This is a genomic window from Acetobacteraceae bacterium, assembly GCA_004843345.1.
Classification (GTDB): domain Bacteria; phylum Pseudomonadota; class Alphaproteobacteria; order Acetobacterales; family Acetobacteraceae.
Map to the genome: position 1 here is coordinate 792,322 of CP039460.1, position 20,756 is coordinate 813,077.

Annotated in this window: 27 protein-coding genes; 16 read left to right on the forward strand and 11 right to left on the reverse strand. The window is 42.9% G+C overall.

The genetic code is table 11. The annotated features are described in order from the left end of the window. Position 1: 1 nt before the first annotated feature. The gene (locus FAI40_03935) at positions 2-679 is read right to left on the reverse strand and encodes an HAD family hydrolase (protein QCE34561.1); all 678 of its coding nucleotides are present in this window, start codon (positions 677-679) and stop codon (positions 2-4) included. Between the two features lie 387 nt (positions 680-1,066). Between FAI40_03935 and FAI40_03940 the strand changes: the two genes are divergently transcribed. Further along, positions 1,067-1,429 (forward strand): hypothetical protein, encoded by a 363-nt coding sequence (locus FAI40_03940; protein QCE34562.1) that lies wholly within the window; start codon positions 1,067-1,069, stop codon positions 1,427-1,429. Positions 1,430-1,467: 38 nt separating this feature from the next. Here FAI40_03940 and FAI40_03945 read toward each other — a convergent pair whose 3' ends face one another. From FAI40_03945 to FAI40_03955, 3 genes are all read right to left on the reverse strand, one after another. After that, positions 1,468-1,656 carry a hypothetical protein gene (locus FAI40_03945; GenBank protein ID QCE34563.1) on the reverse strand — a complete coding sequence of 63 codons (189 nt, stop codon included), beginning with the start codon at positions 1,654-1,656 and terminating at the stop codon, positions 1,468-1,470. Between the two features lie 244 nt (positions 1,657-1,900). Further along, positions 1,901-2,461 (reverse strand): hypothetical protein, encoded by a 561-nt coding sequence (locus FAI40_03950; GenBank protein ID QCE34564.1) that lies wholly within the window; start codon positions 2,459-2,461, stop codon positions 1,901-1,903. Further along, positions 2,454-3,008, reverse strand: coding sequence for a hypothetical protein (locus tag FAI40_03955; protein ID QCE34565.1), 555 nt, complete (start codon positions 3,006-3,008; stop codon positions 2,454-2,456). The genes FAI40_03950 and FAI40_03955 overlap by 8 nt, the downstream gene beginning before the upstream one ends. A 287-nt stretch (positions 3,009-3,295) precedes the next feature. On the opposite strand from FAI40_03955, the gene FAI40_03960 reads away from it, so the two are divergent. The 5 genes from FAI40_03960 to FAI40_03980 all read left to right on the forward strand — a co-directional run bounded on the left by FAI40_03960 (position 3,296) and on the right by FAI40_03980 (position 7,763). Continuing rightward, entirely contained in the window at positions 3,296-4,549 is a 1,254-nt protein-coding gene (locus tag FAI40_03960) for an alpha/beta hydrolase (GenBank protein QCE34566.1), read from the forward strand. 145 nt (positions 4,550-4,694) lie between these two features. Beyond that, positions 4,695-6,416, forward strand: coding sequence for a DUF4435 domain-containing protein (locus tag FAI40_03965; protein QCE34567.1), 1,722 nt, complete (start codon positions 4,695-4,697; stop codon positions 6,414-6,416). Continuing rightward, positions 6,413-6,637 carry a hypothetical protein gene (locus tag FAI40_03970; GenBank protein QCE34568.1) on the forward strand — a complete coding sequence of 75 codons (225 nt, stop codon included), beginning with the start codon at positions 6,413-6,415 and terminating at the stop codon, positions 6,635-6,637. The genes FAI40_03965 and FAI40_03970 overlap by 4 nt, the downstream gene beginning before the upstream one ends. Before the next feature lie 15 nt (positions 6,638-6,652). Next, the gene (locus FAI40_03975; protein QCE34569.1) at positions 6,653-7,234 is read left to right on the forward strand and encodes a cell filamentation protein Fic; all 582 of its coding nucleotides are present in this window, start codon (positions 6,653-6,655) and stop codon (positions 7,232-7,234) included. 1 nt (position 7,235) lies between these two features. Next, positions 7,236-7,763, forward strand: coding sequence for a hypothetical protein (locus FAI40_03980; GenBank protein QCE34570.1), 528 nt, complete (start codon positions 7,236-7,238; stop codon positions 7,761-7,763). Between the two features lie 89 nt (positions 7,764-7,852). Here FAI40_03980 and FAI40_03985 read toward each other — a convergent pair whose 3' ends face one another. Both FAI40_03985 and FAI40_03990 read right to left on the reverse strand, forming a co-directional pair. After that, positions 7,853-8,170, reverse strand: a complete 318-nt coding sequence (locus tag FAI40_03985) for a hypothetical protein (GenBank protein QCE34571.1) — start codon at positions 8,168-8,170, stop codon at positions 7,853-7,855. Between the two features lie 10 nt (positions 8,171-8,180). Then, positions 8,181-8,426: a hypothetical protein gene (locus FAI40_03990; GenBank protein ID QCE34572.1), complete on the reverse strand. Its 246-nt coding sequence runs from the start codon at positions 8,424-8,426 to the stop codon at positions 8,181-8,183. 808 nt (positions 8,427-9,234) lie between these two features. Here FAI40_03990 and FAI40_03995 point away from each other — a divergent pair. The 8 genes from FAI40_03995 (at position 9,235) to FAI40_04030 (ending at position 14,831) form a co-directional block, all read left to right on the forward strand. Further along, positions 9,235-9,825, forward strand: a complete 591-nt coding sequence (locus FAI40_03995) for a helix-turn-helix domain-containing protein (GenBank protein ID QCE34573.1) — start codon at positions 9,235-9,237, stop codon at positions 9,823-9,825. After that, complete coding sequence (locus FAI40_04000) at positions 9,812-10,435, forward strand: hypothetical protein (GenBank protein QCE34574.1); 624 nt, start codon at positions 9,812-9,814, stop codon at positions 10,433-10,435. The genes FAI40_03995 and FAI40_04000 overlap by 14 nt, the downstream gene beginning before the upstream one ends. 592 nt (positions 10,436-11,027) lie before the next feature. Further along, a complete protein-coding gene (locus FAI40_04005) occupies positions 11,028-11,471 on the forward strand; it encodes a hypothetical protein (GenBank protein ID QCE34575.1) in 444 nt (147 codons plus the stop codon). Between the two features lie 308 nt (positions 11,472-11,779). Then, positions 11,780-12,508, forward strand: coding sequence for a hypothetical protein (locus tag FAI40_04010; GenBank protein ID QCE34576.1), 729 nt, complete (start codon positions 11,780-11,782; stop codon positions 12,506-12,508). A 53-nt stretch (positions 12,509-12,561) separates the two neighbouring features. Next, positions 12,562-12,798, forward strand: a complete 237-nt coding sequence (locus FAI40_04015; protein ID QCE34577.1) for a hypothetical protein — start codon at positions 12,562-12,564, stop codon at positions 12,796-12,798. A gap of 468 nt (positions 12,799-13,266) precedes the next feature. Then, the gene (locus FAI40_04020) at positions 13,267-13,788 is read left to right on the forward strand and encodes a hypothetical protein (protein ID QCE34578.1); all 522 of its coding nucleotides are present in this window, start codon (positions 13,267-13,269) and stop codon (positions 13,786-13,788) included. A 15-nt stretch (positions 13,789-13,803) separates the two neighbouring features. After that, positions 13,804-14,391: a hypothetical protein gene (locus FAI40_04025; GenBank protein QCE34579.1), complete on the forward strand. Its 588-nt coding sequence runs from the start codon at positions 13,804-13,806 to the stop codon at positions 14,389-14,391. A gap of 95 nt (positions 14,392-14,486) precedes the next feature. Further along, positions 14,487-14,831, forward strand: coding sequence for a hypothetical protein (locus FAI40_04030; GenBank protein QCE34580.1), 345 nt, complete (start codon positions 14,487-14,489; stop codon positions 14,829-14,831). Positions 14,832-14,865: 34 nt separating this feature from the next. On the opposite strand, the gene FAI40_04035 is transcribed toward FAI40_04030, so the two are convergent. Next, complete coding sequence (locus FAI40_04035; protein ID QCE34581.1) at positions 14,866-15,762, reverse strand: sel1 repeat family protein; 897 nt, start codon at positions 15,760-15,762, stop codon at positions 14,866-14,868. A 100-nt stretch (positions 15,763-15,862) separates the two neighbouring features. On the opposite strand from FAI40_04035, the gene FAI40_04040 reads away from it, so the two are divergent. After that, on the forward strand, positions 15,863-16,495 hold the full coding sequence (locus FAI40_04040; GenBank protein QCE34582.1) for a hypothetical protein: 633 nt from the start codon (positions 15,863-15,865) through the stop codon (positions 16,493-16,495). Positions 16,496-16,531: 36 nt separating this feature from the next. Here the strand turns inward: FAI40_04040 and FAI40_04045 are convergent, their stop codons facing one another. The 3 genes from FAI40_04045 to FAI40_04055 are packed head-to-tail and all read right to left on the reverse strand — an operon-like array spanning position 16,532 to position 19,688. Further along, positions 16,532-17,179 (reverse strand): phosphoribosylglycinamide formyltransferase, encoded by a 648-nt coding sequence (locus tag FAI40_04045; protein QCE35740.1) that lies wholly within the window; start codon positions 17,177-17,179, stop codon positions 16,532-16,534. Between the two features lie 38 nt (positions 17,180-17,217). After that, positions 17,218-17,652, reverse strand: coding sequence for a hypothetical protein (locus FAI40_04050; GenBank protein QCE34583.1), 435 nt, complete (start codon positions 17,650-17,652; stop codon positions 17,218-17,220). Between the two features lie 11 nt (positions 17,653-17,663). Then, positions 17,664-19,688, reverse strand: a complete 2,025-nt coding sequence (locus FAI40_04055) for a restriction endonuclease subunit M (GenBank protein ID QCE35741.1) — start codon at positions 19,686-19,688, stop codon at positions 17,664-17,666. Between FAI40_04055 and FAI40_04060 the strand changes: the two genes are divergently transcribed. Further along, positions 19,687-19,848, forward strand: a complete 162-nt coding sequence (locus tag FAI40_04060; protein ID QCE35742.1) for an intracellular growth attenuator family protein — start codon at positions 19,687-19,689, stop codon at positions 19,846-19,848. The genes FAI40_04055 and FAI40_04060 overlap by 2 nt on opposite strands. Positions 19,849-19,888: 40 nt before the next feature. On the opposite strand, the gene FAI40_04065 is transcribed toward FAI40_04060, so the two are convergent. Then, positions 19,889-20,755, reverse strand: coding sequence for a hypothetical protein (locus FAI40_04065; GenBank protein ID QCE34584.1), 867 nt, complete (start codon positions 20,753-20,755; stop codon positions 19,889-19,891). Between the last annotated feature and the right edge of the window lies 1 nt (position 20,756).

Genomic DNA, 20,756 nt, shown 5'->3' on the forward strand with positions numbered 1-20,756 from the left:
GTTATTTCTTTAAAAGGGCGAGGAGGATTTCTCTGAGTTCGGAGGTGGTTTGGGCAATATGATCTGCACCGCCTTCTTTTAGCACGCTGGCGCTTTGTGCGCCCCATGTCACGCCGATGGCCGTCATACCCGTGGCCTTCGCCAATCCCATATCAGCGGTGCTATCGCCAATCATCAGGCTGTTTTGAGCGCTTTCCTCCCGAATGTCCTCTGGCAGTTCAAGCATAATATGCGCCATATCCAAAATATCGGTTGCGGGTTTCGCAGCGCCAGCAACATCTGCCCCCAAAATCACATGGAAATAAGGCTGAATTTCGAGATGTTTTGTTTCATTCAAAACGCATTTTGTCGGTTTATTGGTTAAAATCCCCATCAAATTCGCTTTGGGCGAAAGCTCATGGAGCAATTCCCGCATTTTCGGAAAAAGGCAAATTTCGCCCAGCGCCATTTCCGCATAGAATTTCTCCACCAGCTCCCGAAATTCAAAGATTTCTTGGGAATCTGGCGCATGGCCGAGGAGCATGCCCAAAATCTCCTGTAATGGAAATCCTGAAAGCGGTATAATCTGCTCCGCCGTTGGGGCTGGCAAATCCTGCTCTAAAAAGCTCAAGCGCACAGCCTCCACCAAGGCTGGCCCTGTATCGGCAATCGTGCCGTCAAAATCAAAATAGATATTCATTCAGCACATTTAGGGATTTTTATCGACAAATGTAAGCTGTAAATCCGCTTTTATTGCCTCAAGGGATTTGTCTTCTAAAACAAACGTACGAATAAAAGGAAATTGAGTAAAAAGCAAAAGAGATTAAGTCTCTTAATACTGATACAGATAGTTAAAATGATCGAACCCGCTTCAAAATATTGTGGCGGGTTTTTTCTTCCCAAATAATTCAATTATTCGTTATAATTATACCGCTGCGTAAGAACAGCACAAATTGAGAATCAGGAACCGACTTTATGTCGAGTATCCTGCTGAATAAAACACCCTTGTTGGAAATAGGCAGGGCACAATTCCTGATTCTTGTGTTCTTACCTACTCGACGCCAGTCGTGGTCGTCGTTAGGAGAAATTGAATCAAGGAAAAGAAACAGTGAACACCAAACAAATATTATTAGGGGCAATAAGCTTCGGTTTAATTGCGGTAGGTGGTTATGCCCATGCAGAATTACACACACCCGCTAGTTTTACAAAAGATTGTGTTGAGGGAGGGGGAAAAGCGGACAATGTAGATGTAAACGGAAGAGGAGTATTAGTATGCAGAATACAAACTCCACAAAGCAAAAATTACGAACAGATAGCCCTAATGGCTGATAACAATCAGGACGGTACTTATTCTGATATGCCTTATTCGATTGGATTTACAAAAGGCAACGCCAAACACGACATCCTTACTCCAGATAAAGTAAAACTCATTGCCATGGGAAAGCTATAATATTGAAATCTACATAGCTAGCCAAGACAAATGCTTGGCTAGCTATGTGTTAGTTCCCCAAAAATAGTACATCTCATCGCAGACAATTTTGAAGCAAACTTAGAATATAAATCAATTATCTCTTTAGATTTGGCTTGCCTAATCAAAACTAGCATATCCTTCAAAAGCGCCTTGGCCTCTTCTAAAAGATCATCGTCCATGATGTTTGGATTTTGATAGTCTTTCATCTTCTTCCAGCCCTTCTTTATTACCCTTTTTTAACGTTTTAGGCCTTTCCGTTCAGATTTATATTTTACGTTAAGCGTTTAGATAGGAAAAGCAAGGGAAAGAGCGTTTTATCCACAGGAAAAATTGGCAAAAACTTTCGGTTCACCCTTTCGGTTTCTTTATCCTCTATTTTTCCGCAGAAAACTGGCTTTTTTAAAGAAAAAATTTCCTTAAATTTTCCGTTCGGGTTTTGATGGGGATTTTTTATAAACTGGGCAGGAGGTTGAGGAGTTTTGTCATGGCCTGTCTGACATCAGCAGGAGGAGGTGGTGGTTCATGGTCTTCGAACTCAAACTGGGAGATATAGGCGGCAATCGTACGCTCAATCCAGCGGAACTGGGTAAGGATACTGCTCCAATCGTTAAAGGCCCGAACAAATTGGGACTCTCCCTTATCTGCGAAAAGGATTTTACCTCTGGTGCGCAAATAATCCAAATCCGAAAAATACGGCATGATATCGCCAGCTAAAGCGCTCAATTTGGTAATTTCATGCTCTCCGCCCGCTCTGGGTTTGAGGCGCTTTTCAAAATCAGACAAAAGGCCTAGGAGCTTCATCCGTGTTTCATCAGAAAACAAATAATCGTTTTTCGTCAGCTTAAATTCCGTAACAAAAATATAAGAGGTTGCAGTAATATTTTTGAGGCTTTCCACCATTGTTTCTGGCAAAGGCAGGAATAAATCTGTTTCCCAATTTAAATAATCTCTCAGCGTCTTGCTGCGGCTAGGGCCTGGTTCTGGCAGGGCGACTTCTCTCAGGTCAGACATTGTCAGACAGCTTCATCAATTTTTTAGCCAAGATTTTCACCTCACTGCTTTGAAAAAAAATTTCGGGATTATCGTCTCCGATACGGGATTCCTGATCTTCTTTCGCAATTTGCGAAATTAACTGGTTCAGGGTTTTATTCTGGGGAAAGAGGACTGTAAAACTGGGGCGAAGTTCCAGAAGCTTTTCAAAATTCCGCCGAGGAAAAATCCCAACGGTTAATTGTTTCGTTTCTGGATCCGTAAAAGGATAAGAAACAGGATAGAATAAGACTTCGAGTTTGCCAATCATGCCAAGCCATTCTTTTTCAAAATTACGGGTTCTGCCTTTTTTCGCAATGCGTAAAATCCCAATCGCCATCACCAAAAGCACCCATGTATTACAAAAAGACAGTGCCGTCAGGCTCAGCCATTCCTGCAGATGCTGACAAAACAAAGGCAACATCTCCTGTGGCGGCAAAATGCCTGAAACAATGCCTGCGCCAGACAAAATTGCAAAAAACCACATGGAAATTGTGAGAAACCGCTCAAACCCGTGTGAAAAATACATGAATGAATAATGCTTTCTTAAATATTTGGGAATGTGACACGAAAGGCCTTTCCCTGCCCAAAACTCAGATTCCAAAGCATTTCGGCAACCAACAGAAGACATACTTTATAAAGCGTATAAAGCAGGAAATCATTAAAAATCATCTTAATTAAAACAATTTTAAAAGCTGTTTTTTAAACCGCTTTTTTCTCAAAACAGCCTTTACTTTTGTAAAAGAAAGGCCTTGAGTCATTAGATATAAGGAGCTTACCAGCTCGGCATCTCTTCTTGATTAAGGAGTCCTGACAATGGCAGAAAAACATTCCCGCCCTTTCGGTTTTTCCTCCCACCGCCTCCGCCCCGTTTTACTTGCCGGGGCTACTTTGATCGGTACAGCAGGCCTCATCAGGGCCGCCTCGAAAAAGAAAGGCATCTCGACACAAGCGTTTTTGTGGCTGAAACTTTTTGATGCCCTTAACCCCTTTATGAAACGACATTGCTGGTCAATTGTCAACCGCCTCCACCTTGACGGGCCACGCCAGTTCTGGCGCTGGCAGAAAAAGCGTGCCGATGACTGCATGGAAGGCAAGCTCGGCGATTTAGAGGCTTTTATCACCACACCGCCTGAGGGGGCAGGCACACCGCTCCATATTCTCTATCTTCATGGGGGCGATTTTGTGGCTGGCATGATGCCCTATTATGGCTGGATGCTCAGCGATCTTGCCCATCAGCTCAGCTGTACCATCGATATGCCCCTGATCCCCCTCGCCCCGTCCTTTCAATATGAGACAGGCATGGCACGGATTTTAGAAGCGTATAAAGCACTGGAACAGGAAGTCGGTGCGGAAAATATTGTCATTATGGGCGATTCCGCAGGGGGCTGGCTTTCTTATGCCCTCGTGCGTGAAATTGCACAGGCAAAACTGCCCCAAGCCAAAGCGGCTATTTTAATTTCGCCCTTTTTAGACCTTGCCTGTATGGGCGTGGATCAGCCAGACCTTGAGAAAAATGATCCAATCCTTGATATTTCTTTCCTTCGGGAAGGCGGCCGCATGTGGGCTGGAGAACGCTCTTTAACAGATCCGAAAGTCAATCTTATCACTGCACCGCATCAGGACGGGCTACCGCCTATCATGGTCTTTACGGGCACACGGGACGTTCTCAACTCGGATGCGAGACGGCTCAAAGAAAAAGAGCCTTGGATTGTGTTAGAGCAATATACAGGCATGCCCCATATTTTCCCTGTTGGGAAACGTCTGCCAGAGGCGCATCACGCCATTGGGCGCATGATTGAATTTATCCGCAATCCGCAAAAAGCGGAAACGAAGGAGGAGCAGGAAAACCTCTATGAGACGAGCCGTGGTTTTACTTGGCAAATCCCTGTTAAAAAAGCTGATCCAACCTTGTTCAGTGCGGATTTAACCCGTCAGGCTTTTGAGAAAAAAGAGGGCGACTGGCGCTCAAGCAAAACCTCTCATACCATTGACGAGGATTGGGATCTCGCCGCAGAGGAAGACAAAAAAGAGGATGAGAAAGAGAACGAACATTCTCTTTCAAAATAAGGGAAAAACGCCCTATCCAGTCAAACCAACACGAAAGGGAAAGCCTCAAAGCTTTCCCTTCTGCGCTTCTCCCTCCCCCTTTTTTCATCTTCCACGTGGAACATTCTGCACTTTGAGTTCATTTTAAGAGAAGATTTTATAAAAAATGCCTATGACAAAAACACCTCTTGCAACTGTCAAAATCCCCCGCTTTAACGGGCAAAACACAGAAGCAAACATTGACGATTTAGAACTCAAAATCCATGCAGGCGAAATTTTTGTTTTTATGGGCGCAAATGGGTCTGGTAAAACCCGTTTAGGGGTTTTTCTGGAGAAGAAAATAGATCCTCCTGCCACATTCCCATTCAATCAGCAGACCTCCTACAATCCCAACAGCCCAAAATGCTACCGTATTGCAGCGCAGCGTTCTGTTATTGTCCCCGAAAAAATCAATAGAAGTTCCAATTCTGTTGAGGCAAAAAAGACCCTCTTCCTTGTTCATGGAAAAAGCACATTGTCACCCTCCCTCATACTCCAAAACGATTTTGAAAAAGCCTTAGATATTCTGTTTTTAGATACAATGAATGACTCTTATGAGTATCACCAAGAGGCGAAATTAAACCCCGAAAATATTAAATCTCCGAAACATACAATTTTAGATAAAGCTCTTGGGCTCTGGACAAAAATCAATCCACATCGAGAACTCAATTTTGATAATAAAATGTGGGCATTACAAACCATCAACCCAGATAAAAATGAAACCTACGAGGCAAGGGAATTAAGCGACGGCGAACGGAGTATTTTTTACTATATTGCCCAGGCTCTTTTAGCCCCTGAAAATGCCGTTATTCTGCTCGATGAACCCGAACTCCATCTTAATCGGACGATTTTGGCGCAATTATGGAATGAAATTGAAGAAATGCGCCCAGATTGCGCCTTCATTTACATGACGCACGATCCTGATTTTGCCGCAACCCGTCAAAATGCACGAAAATATGCGGTAAGCGCCTATCAAAAAGAGACTAATGCTGAAAAATGGGAGATAGAACTTGTCCCAGAAGAGATTGGATTTCCCGAAGAGATTCTTCTCAAAGTAATTGGCAGCCGCCAAAATATTCTTTTCGTGGAAGGCAAAAAAACGAGCCTTGATTATGCCCTCTATAAAGCTGCCTATCCCACATGGCTTGCTATCCCAATAGAGGGCTGCCAAACTGTCATCGACACCGTTAAGGCACTCAATGATTGCCCTTCCCTACACCGTGTAAAAATCGCAGGTATTATTGATAATGATGGCCGATCGTCTAAACAAATCGAAGCGTTAAAAGAGAAAAATATCCACACTTTAGAAGTAGCCGAAATAGAAAATTTATTTCTCTTGCCTGAAATTTTTAAAATTCTTTGTCGAATTAAGGATCATTCTGAAAAGGAAGCCGAAAGCAAACTCGAAGACTTAAAAGAAAAAATTAAAAAACTTATTCAGACAAAAAAAGAGGAATACGTCTTTGACTATAATAAACGGGCTTTATTACAGCAATTACAAGACATCATCTCTCCCGAAGATAAAGATAAATCACTTAAACAATTTCAAGAAAAAATTAAAAAAAACAATCCATTTATTAATCCTATCCAACATGGACAGGATCGGCTCAAAGAAATTGAAACAGCCCTCGAAACAAATGATTATAAAACCCTACTTTTCCTCTGCGACGACAAAGGATTTTTGGGACAAGCAACGTCTATTTTAGGCGAAAAAGACTATACTGATTGGCTTCCCCGTATCCTCAGAAACGCTTCTGGGGAGCATCATCTCGCCCTTAGAGAAGCGCTTAAAAAAGTCCTTCCATCAGAGACGGAACTTTTAGCAAATCAGGCGAAGACAAAAATATGAACCAGAATCAGCAAGCAACGCCTCGCCATCTGGCCAAAATTTCAGAAGCGGAAAAAGAAAAACGGCGTTTTATCATTGAGAATGCCATTCATTCCCAGCGGTTAGAAGGCGGTGACGTCAGCAAAGACGTTCAAGACAATTTAGACCTTTATGCCACGGGCTTAATGGATTTAGAAACCGTCGAAAAGCGTGCCTTAGCACACTATAAACGGAACTTTTAGACAGAAAGCAGGCGCATGGCTGATCCCTATCTCGATTCTAAAACGGGAATTTTAAGAAATCTCCTCGGCATAACAGAGCGCCAGATGTTGCATGAATGCGAGCATAATCTCGTGGCCATCCGCATGGTGAAATTAGCCGAAACGCCTCCCCCCTTAGAATTTAACCTGAAATTTCTTCAAAAAATTCATAAAATCCTATTTGAAGGGATTTATGATTGGGCTGGAAAAATCAGAACGGTTTCGATTTCCAAAGGAGAGACGCTTTTTTGCCTGCCGACTCATCTTGAAAGCCACGCCAATTATCTCTCGAAAATTCTCAAGAAAGAAAATAACTTTCGCTATCTCACCAAAGAAGGCTTTGCGGAGAAGGCTGGGGCTTTTCTGATTGAGCTGAATATGCTCCACCCATTTCGGGAAGGAAACGGCAGAACACAAAGAATTTTTATGGAAAAAATCGCCCAAGGGGCTGGCTTTGCTTTAGACTGGCGGAAAACGTCTCAAAAAGAAATGATTGAGGCTTCGATTGAAGGGGAGAAAGAACATTACCAGCCAGTCATCCAGATTTTTCAAAAAAGCCTTTTGCCAAGAGAGTCCTGAAATGACACACAAAAAGCGTCCTTTTCCAAGCAATCCCCGAAAAGCCTTTCTTTGCCTGCCTGTTTTTATTTTTCTTTGCGCCAGCACCCCCGTTCAAAATACAAAAGCCCCTTCCCCTTTAAGGAAAATGACGCTGGAACAGCTTGAAAATTACCGCTGGAAGCAAGACTATCTTTGCCATAAAGCTGGACTGGAGGAAGAGGCCTGCACAGAAAAGAGCAATGCCCTGCAAGAAATGCAAAGACGGGGCTATTGCAAAGCGGAAAAACCTCCAAATTTAAAAAAAATGACAATGGTGCAACTCGAAGATTACAGATGGGCGCAGGACGAGAACTGCACCCTCTGTGCTGGTGACAAAGAAGACGAAAAAATCTCTGCCTGCGTCAACACCGCCAAGGCAGATAACGAAATCAGAAAACGGGACAGTATTTGGGAGTCAGAGCAGGAAGCCGATGGCGCACCCGATATCAAAACCGAAAAATGCCTTTTAAACCCAAATGAGACAAACTGCGCCTATCAGCTGACCTAAGGCCAAAAGCGGCAGACATGTTGAGGCCTCTTGCTTTGAACGCTGAAAACCAAGAAAATCAGGTTTCAGCTGCCTCCCCGAATGCCGCCTTACTCAAGGGTATGAAGGGCTTGCTGGCATTTATCCATATGCGCCTTGAGAATTTCAGAAATACGCTCTGTCCAACTAAAAGGGCATGGACGGGCATCACGCATCACTTCCCGAATACGGGTGGAAGGCAATCCCAGCGCATGCGCCATGGGGCTTTTCCATCGTTCCCCAAACAGCGCCATACCTGCTTTTTCCAACTCAACTTTATCTAAACGTCTTTCCTGCATATTCATCCTTTTAAAATGCTGACCGCACCCTGCTGGCGACTGTCCAGCCCTCTGAGCGCAGCAATAAAGAATGCGCTCACGGGCTTTCACCTCAGGGTTCTCAGCTTTCTTCGAGGGAACTTAACGCCTTTTTACAGCGGTCAATTTGACTTTCAAGCATTTCTTTAATCTCGGGTGTCCAGCCAGAGGGGCTGCGGCGAACCCCCTGAATCACGCCCCGAATACGGCTTCCGCCAACACCAAGGGCTTTCCCAAGAGGATTTTTCCATTTTTCCCCAAAAAGAGCGCTTCCAACAACTTCCAGCCCCTCACCTGTGAGCCGGCCATTTTCTTCAAAAACCGTCATGATTCAAATCCTACAATTTCTAAAAACAGTGACGAAAATTTTTACGCTTACCTTTTTCCCATTCTACATTGCTTCACAAAAGACCCTTCTGAAGCCCCCTCCTTCAATTCCCGAGGGCTTAACCGCATTTGCTTCAAAAAGGGCAAAACTACCTGCTCGGCAGTTTATAAAGAAACTTTCGTTCCTCCTTTGGTGTATTTTTCTAAGCTGCCTATACGGCAGTAGAGGGAAAAAAATTGCTTTCAAAATCAGAGACAGGCTTTCCAGTTTGGCTTTTTAGAAAATCGCTTCTTTCTTTTAAAAACAATCCCTTTCCGAAGTTATTAAGCTCTAGCTCAATTAGTGATTCATAGAATAAAGCCAAAACTCATTCCTTGTCCAGAAAAACCGTATTAGATTCGTCTTCTTTTTTATCTTTTTTAAAATTCATTTTTTTGCTTGTTTTGTAAGCAAAAAAGCTTATAACTTTTTACAGCAGAAAATGACAGGCAGGAATCAGAGATTAGCCCTATTCCTCCAAGCATTTTCAGGACTTAACCCTAAAAATAACTTTTATTTTAACCCTAAATAAACCGATCAAGAGAAAACAAATGTTACACAAAGCTTTAGAACAAATTTTAACTTCTAAACCACAGAATCTCTGGAATTCTTTTCTAAAATTCTTGCAAAAACTTTCTAAATTTTGCGCTTTTTCAAGCCTCTCAAGCCTTTTTTATGCGCAAAAAATAAGCAAAAAAGCCTATAATAAGCTCGAAACGAAGCTTTTTTCTCAAAAAAGCACAAAAATCGCCTTTGATAAGGAGGATTTATGAGCATCGCCGCCATGGAATGGGCTTGGCAGCAGACTCTGCCAGCAACGCAAAAGCTGGTTTTGGTTGCTATGGCCGATCATGCGAATAAAGAAGCTGGCATTTGCTGGCCTTCCCTCGAATTTCTCGCCAATAAAACAGGTCTCTGCACCCGAACGATTAAGGAGGCCCGCCGACAGCTCAAAGAAAAACATCTCATTGAGCCTGTCTGTCCGGGCCGTTACCGCCTCGGGCACTTTGATGCCCTCAAGGGAAGCAGCTGCCCCCCACGCAAAAGTGACATTGGGGAGAATCATGCCTCTTATCAGGCAGCTCTTGCCCTCATGCAAAGGGAAGCGCCTTCCCCTGCCTATAAGAACCCAAAAGAAAACCAGAAAGAAACTTTCTTTCCAGAGCCAGAGGGACTCAGCATCAAAGAAAGCCATTTTTTCCAAACATGGCACCGCCATGTCCAAAATGGCTTCCGTGATTTGGCAGATACACGAAAGACAAACCCAACCGAGGCCAGATATGCGGTAGTTTCCATGATGAAAAATATGGTCCCCTCTCTCATTCCTCTGATTTTTGGAAATGAAAATGACGCAGCCTAAAACCGCATATATCAAAACCATGCGCACCAAAAGCAAATCAAAAGAAAGTCACATTCACCCCACAAAAGAGCGTTTAAAAAAACCAGATTATGAGAAAAAGCTCAATGGGAAACGGGAACGGGCCAAAACCCTTTCCGAGTTGGAAAAGCGCAAAATTATCTCGGGAGCGGAACTTAACGCCGCCGAACGCTGGCTCAGCGATTATCTTTTTGCCACCGAGGGCTATGCCGATGCCCTTTTTGATCCGCCTTCGGAAAAATCCCTCGCCCTCACCGAAAAATACGGCCGAGGCGACCGCCATACTTTTGAAATGTCAAAGGGCAAGGCATGGGAACGCATTGAAAAAGTCCGTCAATCCCTTGGATTGTGTGTCCATATACGGCTCAAAGCGCTTTTGATTGATCAGCTTTCTTTCACAGCGATTGGCGTCCTGCTCTATCCTGAAATTTCAGAAGGCAGGGCACGGGACAGAGCCTCTACCCAATGCGCCCTGATTTTAGAACAGCTGGCAGAACATTATGACCGACTCAGCCAAGCCAAAGCCAAAAAACCGAAAGGCAAAACCACCGACATCAGAAGCTTTGGCAGCTTCCAGAATGAGGGAAAGTAGACCTAAAAAACTAGGCAAGGGGTGCAAATGCCCCTTTGCCATCTCTGCATCTTACGAAATCTTTTTTAATCCTTTCTCTTATCGCTTTAATTTTTTATGAAATAAGCGCTTAAGTAAAAGGATTTAATAAATTAAACTTATATCCAATCAAAGAGAGTGGAGGAATATAAGCAAACGTAAACATCTCTCAAAAATCAAAGAGGCATTCTTCTGAGAAGTTAAAAACCTTTAAACAATCTTGCCTCAAACTTTACGCCAAAAGCAAACAGGATCAAGTGCCTACTTTGGTTTTCAAAATCTCTGGTTTTTGATCGTTATTTTCCTGCGTCCAAGCATTCCCAAAAGCCAAAGAAAACGCAAACGCCACGCAGACGAACAAAAGAAATTTTTTAGAAAAAAGCATCACAGACCTCATTCCGTGTTTTGAGAAATCCTCATAGGGCAAACATACGATTGATAGTATCTGCCTCTCTAAATATCACAGCTTTTAAAAAAGACTTATTCTCATCTATTCCTGATTAAACGCTTAAATTATGATGATTATACATCCTTTCTCTCTAAAGTCCCTAAAAACTAAGGATTAGCCTTTAGAATGCTTCAATATAATACAGGAAAATTTTGGCAATCCCCCAACCTAAAAAAACTTACTGTCGAAAGTACAAAGACAATAACTCTCTATTCAAATTTTCAGCCCAAACATTTTTCAAGCACGATTATTAAGACCAATGCGGGCGATTTATCTGTGCATAATGACGGCGTTTTAATGTATAAGCTCAAGCAAAAAAGTTTAGCTTTTCCAGGAGCTGCTTATAATCCATTCAAAGATTATGCTAACGATTTTGCAGCCTTACTGACATTTTTTACAGGCGCTCTTTTCCTAAGCGAAAAAGACGTTTTTGAACGACTAATCTCTAAACGACAATCGTTGAACATTTCAACACCAAGCTGCCAACTTATATCGCCCTACTTTGAAGAAGAAGTTATTATCAGTGAAATACATGGAGAGAGTTTTCTATCTTTGTTGCAGATCTCTTAAACCTGCCTCAGAAAAAATATGTAACCACAATCAAAGCAATACGAAGCTTTGTAGAGGCCATTTACAGAATAAAAGATGATCTCACCTTAGCGTATACATTATTGATTGCCTCAGCAGAATCGCTCGCTCAAGAATTTTGCGAATATAAAACCAGCTGGAAAGATATAAATCCCAATAAAGCAAAAAAGCTCGAAAAAGAGTTTAATAAACTTTCTGAAGCTGGCCATTCAGAAGTCATAGAAAATATTAAAAATCTTTTAATTGAAAAAGAGCATTTAAAGCTCAAACATCGTTACACAGAGTTCCTTATGAATCATCTTCCTAATGAATGGTTCTATTGTGGGAATTCCTCAAACGAGATCGGCAAAGAAGAAATCAAACAAGCAATTGCTAATTCGTATAACCTTAGATCTGGTTATGTCCACAACCTTCAAAAACTTCCAAATAATCTTATTGACAAGTGGCACTCTGAAAATAGCATCACAACGCCAATGCGAAACAATCAGAATGAACCCTATTTAACACTAAGAGGGCTTGCTAAAGTTATACGTAAGACCGTTTTACAATTCGTCCAGAAATCAGAAAAAACACCTAATGAAGAGGCCCAACATCTTTTAGCAGATCAGAAATATGCAATTTGGGCAAAAGTAGATCCTAACCATTGGTTTTTTAATCCTCAACAACTGAATAAAGGCAATGTCCAACGATTTCTAGGAGAAGCACTGAATCAATTGGCAGGGACCTATTTTTCCAGCAAGACACTCATCTTTCCATTGGGAATCCTCAAAAAAATAGAAAAACAATGGAATCAACTTTCTGATGTATCTAAAAAAACACAATTTGCGACATTTTATGCCATATATGTGTTTGAAAGCCGTCTATCTGATAGAGAAAAATTTTTTAATCAAAATATTTTAAATGAGGCCTTGGATCATCTAAACCAAACCTTATCCATAGAAACGCTCGCTCTACATTTCTTCTATACTTCATATCCTTCACAATATTCTATTCTGTTCAGGAAATTGATGAACTTTTAGATACATACCTCAAGAGCAATCGCTACAAAACAAATTATACGTATTATACGTATTTGAATCCTATTATTCAGGCTGGTGTCATCGCTGATTTTATAGGTTTTTGTTCTTCAAAGACTGAGCAATCTTTAGCAAAAAAATGGTTAAAAATTGGCAAAGAAAATTTTATAGAACGTATTTTTCACGAAACATGCTTTTGGGGGACTTGCGAAGCAAGTCTTCGTACAAAAAAACCGATAGAGAGCTTGTCTATTTTATTTCCGCCACTTCTTTTATTAGAAAATGCCTCTTAGCAACTCTTCTACCCAAGGAAACCAACAGATAATAGCTTCTAACAAATCCTCTCACGATATTTGTCGTTTCAAAGCAACAGTCTGACAGTCTCTTGTAAAATAGTCAAAAGACTCGTTGCACAAACATAGAAATCTCTTTTCCATCAGCTTATATTTTTAAGTGAAGGGAGTGGATTTAGTTCCCCTTGTCCTTGCCTCGAAAGGGTTTACTAGAGGCTTGTGCGAAAAGGACAGTGACTGAACCCCTTTTGTCACTGGCAAGACTGCTTGGGGCAGCTTGCGCCACTTCTTTCCTTTTCATTTCTTTCCCTACATCACAGCGTCCTTTTGATTTTTCAAAGGGGCGTTGTGTTGCGTAAATTACATAATCTTTTCCTAAAATCCACCTTTGAGGGGAAAGAAGATGCGCAATCTTCTGACTTCTTTTAAGAGAAAAAGAAGATTTCCTTTCTGGCGTTAAAGATTCTTATGAAAAAAAATGTTGCTCTTTTCGCTTTGCTAAGCGCTTTTACCTCTCTTTTTGCGGTTGTTTTTGGCGTCTCCAAAGCCTCTGCCCAAATTTTTTCACCGCCCGTGCCTGCCGCACAGGCGCAATCAGAAGATGACGGTGCAAATACCGCCTTTAACAACGCCGTCAGCGCCCATGGTGGCGCACCAGAAGCCCCTCCGTCTGCTGGCGATAGCGATGCGGGAACACCTGCCTTTAACCCCGCAGAACCCGGGGTCACCACAAGTTTCGGGCAAGGCTCTTCCGAACCGCCTTTGCCACCGCCTAATTCCGAGGCCCAGCTTGATGCGGTTGAAAATGGCGCAATGCCAGGCCCTGCACCGCAGCAGCCTCCGCAGGAAACCCAACAAGAGCGTGACACCGCCCAAGCGGCTCAAAATAGCGGCATGCCACCGCAAGCGGCAGGCACAGCGCATTATACGGGCAAAATTAACGCCAATAATCTAGGTAATCTCAATCCTGCGGCGAATGCGGGCAATTAAAGGTTCTTTGAAAGCATGAAAACAAAGCTTCTTTTTCTCCTTCCCCTCTCTCTTTTTTGCCTGCCTTTGAGCGGTCTCTGCGCCAATCAGCCTGTTGTCCGTGCCGGCTATGCGCCCCAGCCCACCGATAACACGACCCTTTTTACAGGCGATATTTCAGATGCCACAGGGCAAGTCCTTGGCTCGATTGACAATTCCGGCAATATTATTGACGCCGCCACAGGCAACAGCATCGGCAAAGTCAATCAAAATGGCAAAGTTTTTGATGCCGAAGGCCACCCTCTGGGCACTGTGCCGGCTGGGCAGAAAAATTCGGCCTTTGCCCTTGCGCAAAAGGCGCAAAAAGACGGCGCACCGCCCACAAATTTCTCTGAAAATTCCGCAGGGGATTTTGCTGGCCAAGTCCGCAAAGACGATGGCACGGTTGTGGGCAATATTGACCCGACAGGGGCGATTACAGATACCGCCCTCGGCCAGTATATCGGCCGTGTTCAGGCGAATGGGCAGGTCTTTGCCGATGATGACACGGGTATTGGTTCGGTTGACCTCGGTGACCAGATGGCCGCCTATCAAATGGCGAAAAGAGGGCCTGTTCAGCCGTAACAAAGGGGTAGAGGCCGAAAAGAATCTTTTTGGAATTTTTTTGGAAACGGTGCTATCCTGTTGGATATTTCTTTCCGCCTTCAAGGAAAACAAAGATGAAAAAAACACTTTTAATCGCTTCTGTTTTAATCGCTGTTCCTGCTTCTTTCACCAGCGCTTTTGCACAGGATAACGGCACACGCGCCTATCTTGAAGCCCAAAAACCTGCTGCGCCTGTGGCTGCTGTTGGGCCGCTTGCCGGCAATGTCACCGATGAGCAAGGCAAGATTGTCGGTAAAATCAGCACCAATGGCGAAATCACCGACACCTCTGGCGATAAGCTCGGCAAGGTCACCGCAGATGGCATGGTCAGCGACATGAAAGGCCAAAATCTCGGCACAGTTGCAAGTTCCGACCGTTTAGGCGCTTTTAGCCTCGCTCAAAAGGCCACAGGCAACTAAGCCAACCTTATCCAAACGAAGGCTGGCGTAAAAATTAAGCAGACGCTTCCTTTGTCCGTTTTGAAAGCTGTTTTGACAGCATTTTAAAGCGGGCTTGGGCGCGTCTGTCGCCGCTTTTCCCTGCCTGCTGGTACAAAGCAAGCGCCTCTGGATAATCAGGCGGTTTTGCATTTTCATAGAGTCCGCCAAGCTGATAGGCAGCCTTGGCATTGCCTTTCTCAGCAGATTTTTTCAAAAGTTCCATGCCTTTTTCCCGATTGGTTGGGAAATTCTCTGCCCCCTCAACATATAACGCCCCCAAAAGCCGTTGCGCCTCGCTATTGGGATAATTGGCGGCTTTTTCCCAGAGTTGCGCCGCTTTTTGCGGATTTTTCTCCGTTCCCATGCCCTCTAAATACGCAGTGCCGAGCAGAATTTGCGCCTGCACACTGCCCCGATTAGCGGCGAGCTGGTAAAATTGAAACGCCTGAATAGGGTTTTTAGAAAAAGATTTATTCGGACTTTCCTTTTTCTCATTGCCGATCTGTCCGATCTGATAATGCAAGCCCAGCGCCAAAGCGCCCTCGGCACTGCCTAAACGGCTGGCGAGCGTTTCATATTCAAAACTTTTTTGGGCATCCTGTTTCACACCAGCGCCAAACTGATAGCATAAAGCGAGCGCATAGGCGGAATCGGCATTTTGAGAGGCTGACTGTTTCCACCAAAAAACGGCCTTTTTTTCATCTCTTGGCAAGCCTGCCTCTCCCTGATCATAGAGATGGCCGAGCTGAAATTGCGCCTTTGGCTGTCCCGCAGCAGCGGCTTTTTGCAGATCTTCCAAGGATTGGGACGTGATTTGACCCTGCGTTTGGGCGTGCATTTGAGCCTGCGCAGGGGGCTGTTCCGGTGCTGACTGTGTGATCGCAGGGGGCATTGTCAGAAGGGCGAGCATGAGCAAGTAAAGTATCCTTTTTGATAAATCTGCTTGCACTCTAACGAAAATCAGGAAATATCAGAAGGAGAGATTTATCTTTACATCATTTTGGGCTGTTATGACTGTTTTGCGTTTTTCGACTTTTCTTCTTCTTTGTACTGTTTTTGTCTCCCCTGCCTTGGTTCATGCTGAGGAAATGCCTGCCTCTCAAAATGCGCCCAATAATGCGGCCTCTTCGGCGGTGCTTCCGCCACAGCCTGCGCCGTCCAAAATGGCCGTTCCCCCGACACCGACACCAGCCCCTGCGCCTAAAATGGCGCCCTATGTCTCCCCGAATGCAACCGTTTCCACCGCCACCACAGGAACGGGAAATATCACGCCAACAGGAAGCGCCCCAATCAGCGATGCCAGCGTCCCCCGCAACCAAACGATAGAGGTTTCAGGCCAAAGCGATGTTGCGCCCCAAGAGCGAGACGTGCTTCCCCCCAATGCGCCACCGCCAACAGACAAAAAAGTCTCTCCAAGATCGCCGACAGCGGAATCTTGGCACTCCGCCATAAAACAAACAGGGGAAGCGTTTAAAAGCACGTGGGAAGATGGCAGAGACGCCACCAAGGATGGCTGGGATAAAACCTCTGGCGCAACCAAAAAAGGCTGGGACAAGACCGCAGATACCAGCAAAGACATCGGCCACACTGTCGGCCATGCCAGCAAAGATGTCTGGCATAGTGTCAAAGACCTTTTTAGCTGAGGGCGATTTGGAGGGGCAAGCCCCCTTTGACCTCGCCTACAAGGACAAAACACCCTTCAGCGCCGACAACCGCTTATCTAAATGCACAACAACATCTTTTATGACGGTTTTCTGCACCGCAGAAACATAATTTTGCATGAAAGTATAATCGGGCTCTTGCGCTGAATTTATAGGTAAGGAGATAGTTAATTCATCAGCATCGCTGGCATAAAAATTTTCTGAATAATCAAACTGTCCTGCATGTGCAGATTTATGAATAGCCGAAGTCAAAAACAAAGAAGAAAATTTATCCAAATGAGACGTATGCACCACGGCAACATGATCATCTGCGCCGTAATCATAATTACGATATTTAGCAGAACCAAACATATCTATTGTTACAGTATTTTTAGGAAAAACCTGAACATCATTCCCAATCCAAGCAGAAATGCCTGTATCCGTTTCGCCTGCTGTCACAAATGGCAAACCCCCAGCAATACGGTCGTCAGATTTTAAACGCCTGCCTCTCGTAGATTTTCCAAAAAGAGCTTCCAAATTAAACTCTTTCCAAGAAGCATTCTCAAAATCATCCAGAGCTTTTTTCTCTTCTGGCGTGAGATTGTAATCCTTTAGGCCGAGCCCAACTAAATAAGCATCTAAAGTCTCTAAACGCTCAGCTTCTAAAATTTCTATATATTTTTCCATGAAGTCAAAGGCGATGTTTTTATCAATAATGGGAACTTTTAGCTTATGTTCTTTAATATCATCGAGCACATATCCATGTACTGATCCTCATATTTCGCAGCAAACTTCTGAATGTTCACCACAAAATAATAAGCTACAAACTTGTTCCATCTTGTTAAAATACATTTTGGAGTAAGCTTATTTATATTTTGCGAACAATAATAAGGTTCATCCTGAAAATTAACATATTTTTGTCCAACAACCGCAGATGTTATCGTGAATGCATCATTAGGTGGAAATGATTGCTTTTCTGTTTTTCCTTGAACACCATTATTATCACTACTTCTGCCGACAAAATTAATACCAGTCTCAACAAAATCAACAGCATTACTATCTAAAGATTTAGTGCCCGTTACATCAAATAGATCTTCAATCTTAAATTCTTGCCAAGTGATTTTTTCCGATTGTTCCCGCCGTTCAAGCTCGGATTGCATTGAACGGCGATCTATTTTCCCAAACTAGATTCTCCCTTAAGAAGTCTATCTATTTCCCAAGCTAAATAATCTGCAACTGTTCTTCTAAAATCATCAAAAGTGGGTTTGGTATCAAAATTATTATGCTGCTCGTAATTCCAATCTGTACCTTTTTCAGGATCAATCGTATCTTCAACATAGCAATCTTTATAAAAATTTAGCTTACTTACGCCAAAACGAACAAGATCAACAATTTCTTGATAACGCTCCTTTGCCCTATCTTTATCAATTAATTTCTTAGAAGCTTTTTTGCGTACAATTCTTGTATAACCATCTTCAGAGAAATTAATAAATTTAACCATCTCATCTGGATGATGTTTTTCACCTACTTTAAAAACATAAATACAGGTTTGCACGCTTGATTTGCCAGCAAATAAATCTCTTGGCATTTTAATACTGGCTATAAGTGTATTTTTCTTAAGAATAGCCTTATTAAAATCAGTTGCACCTCCTCTTCCTCTACCAGCAGAAGCCATAATGATGATAGCGGCATAACCTGTTTTCATCATGCTAAGCGCCTTTTCAACAAAGACCATGCCTTTACCTACTGCTGAATAAGGCGGATTTAAAACAAACGCATTGGCTGGAAAATCACTCCCTTTCTTCTTAAAAGCATATTTTCCATTAAAATTTTTCAATGAATCTTCGTTAATAAGATTAGAACTGCCGTCCCCCATCAAAATCATATTCAACACTGCGAGCATATAAATTTTAGGTAAAATTTCCAGTCCCAGCAGTTGCTCAGCTTTAATTGTTAATTCTTTTTGGAGAAGTTCATCAGGAGATTTAATCTGAAGCTTAGCATCATCCAACATCTCATTCATGGCCGCAACCAATAAGCCCGCAGAACCTGTTGCAAAATCCCAGACATAAGAATCTTTATTTACACGCGCTAATTTCACCAATAGGGAGGCAACATAAGCAGGCGTCAGCACAACATCATTTAACTTATCCTGAGAAAACCCTAACCAATTATACATTTCATTAAAAAGTTTTCCTGTAAAATCCGTTGTTAAATTAATTTTGTAATAAATTCCTAAATCATCAACAACTTTGGAAAAAATACGCTTTAACGGAGTTTCCCCATTTTCAGGCTTATTAATGTGGCTTTCTGTGAGAATATTAGTGAAACTTCTTACAATAAGGCTTCTTTTATCCTCTGGAATTTCTTTTTCTTTTAAAAAATTTTTAATTTTACGGAGAATAATATCTCCATCTCTATTTTCACCTTCATCTTTCGATTTTAAATCCCCTTTTTCGAGAGGCGTCACCTTGCCTGGAACTCCCAAGGTCGCAATGATAGAGGCACAAACAAGATAAACACGGTCATCTTCACTAATGCCTTTTTCATTAGCGTAAATATCATTATTTAATGCCACGAGACTGGCATCAATTTCTTTTTCCCGTTTTTCTCTCAGTCTTTCTTTTTCGGCATCTGTAAGGCTTAACTGTTTTACTTTTTGAATAAAATTATCGAAATTTTTGGGAGAGAGAAAAGAAAAATCTGTATATTCCCCAACCTTTTGGCCAATACCTAAATTAGATTTTGAAACATAGTAAACGCCAATTTTATGGACAATCTTACCATCATGGGCATTTTTAGTACCCGTCATGCCAATCGCAATAATCTCAGAATAACCCGTATAATGAAGAATAGCATTTGCATAATGCACCGCCCCATTCACAGCAAATTCTTTAATATGTGAATATAAAATTTCACCTTTCGTGCTTGTATTATCTATTTGCCCATCGGAATTGAGCTTCTCAAGCTTATCTTTATGCCCTTTATACTCAATCAAAATAGGATATTTGGCGAGAGTCTTGTCCTGTAAAAGGAGCTTTGCATCTGGGCGATTTCCGCCAGTTCCGCCACTTTTACTCGCATATTCAAACAGGGCGTTATCTATATCACTGTTAAGACTTTCCTGCTCCAGCTTATAAGGAAGTCCATAAGATTTAAGCCATCCATTGCCTAATTCTGCAATTTTTGGCTCAATCGATTGCTTAGACGATCCTGCCCTTTTCTTCTTTAAAGGCTGTTGGCTGTTGGCTGTTGGCTGTTGGCTGTTGGCTGTTGGCTGTTGGCTGTTGGCTGTTGGCTGTTGGCTGTTGGCTGTTGGCTGTTGGCTGTTCTCTAACACGCTATGCGCTCCATAATGTCTAGGTCTTTTTAAGACAATTTTAAAAAATTTATTTTTTAATTCGAGGTGCTGGTAACCGCGAGGGCGGCGGCATCTGGATCAACAGGTTTATTGGCTTTGCCTGAATCATCAGAACTATCGCCAGAGTCACTGCTTGAATCATCACTTGAATCTCCGCTAGAAGCACTTCCAGAGGCGTTTGCGGATTTATCTCCCGGGTCTGGAGCGTAATCTTTACTCAAATCGGGTGCTGGCTGAGCCGTTTTTTCTTCGGGCTGTTCATCGCCGAGATAATCTGTAATCCCCTGCTGAACCTGTGGCACTTGTGGGAGTTTCTTTGCTTTAGGCTTTGGCGATTTATCGGGTTTTGCAGGTGACTGCGCCACGAACGGATCTGCGGTTTTTCCTTGCGCCTGTGCTTTGGCGAGCTGGGCAGCTTCTGCCTCCGCCTCTTTCTCCGCTTTGCGTTCCTTGCTGGTCATTTTCTTTTTAGAAGGCGGATGAATCTGCACGCCAAAGCGTTTTTGCGTTGAATCTGTCCATAATTTCAAATCCTTCAAATCATCTTTAAAAAGCTGATTGAGGGCAATGGATTCATCGCTGACGTAAAAAGGCGTCTCTCCCCAGCCATCAAAAGGAAAAAACCAATCCTCCCACCAAGGGCTTTCAATATGGGTGCGCACCACATGCGCAATATTGGAAAGTGCCTCTTTTTCGCTATCCACTTTGCGCATTTGATAGCGCAAAATCACCCGCTCATCTTCTTTTAAGTCTGGAAATTCCAAAAGCTGGGCAGCAACATATTGTAAATCCGCCGCCTCACGGTTTTCTTTCTTGAGATGATTGAGAAAAGGGCCATTCACGGTGGCATTACAGCCAATCAGGAAAAGGAAAAACGGGGCAAGAAAAAGGCTTTTTTTCATC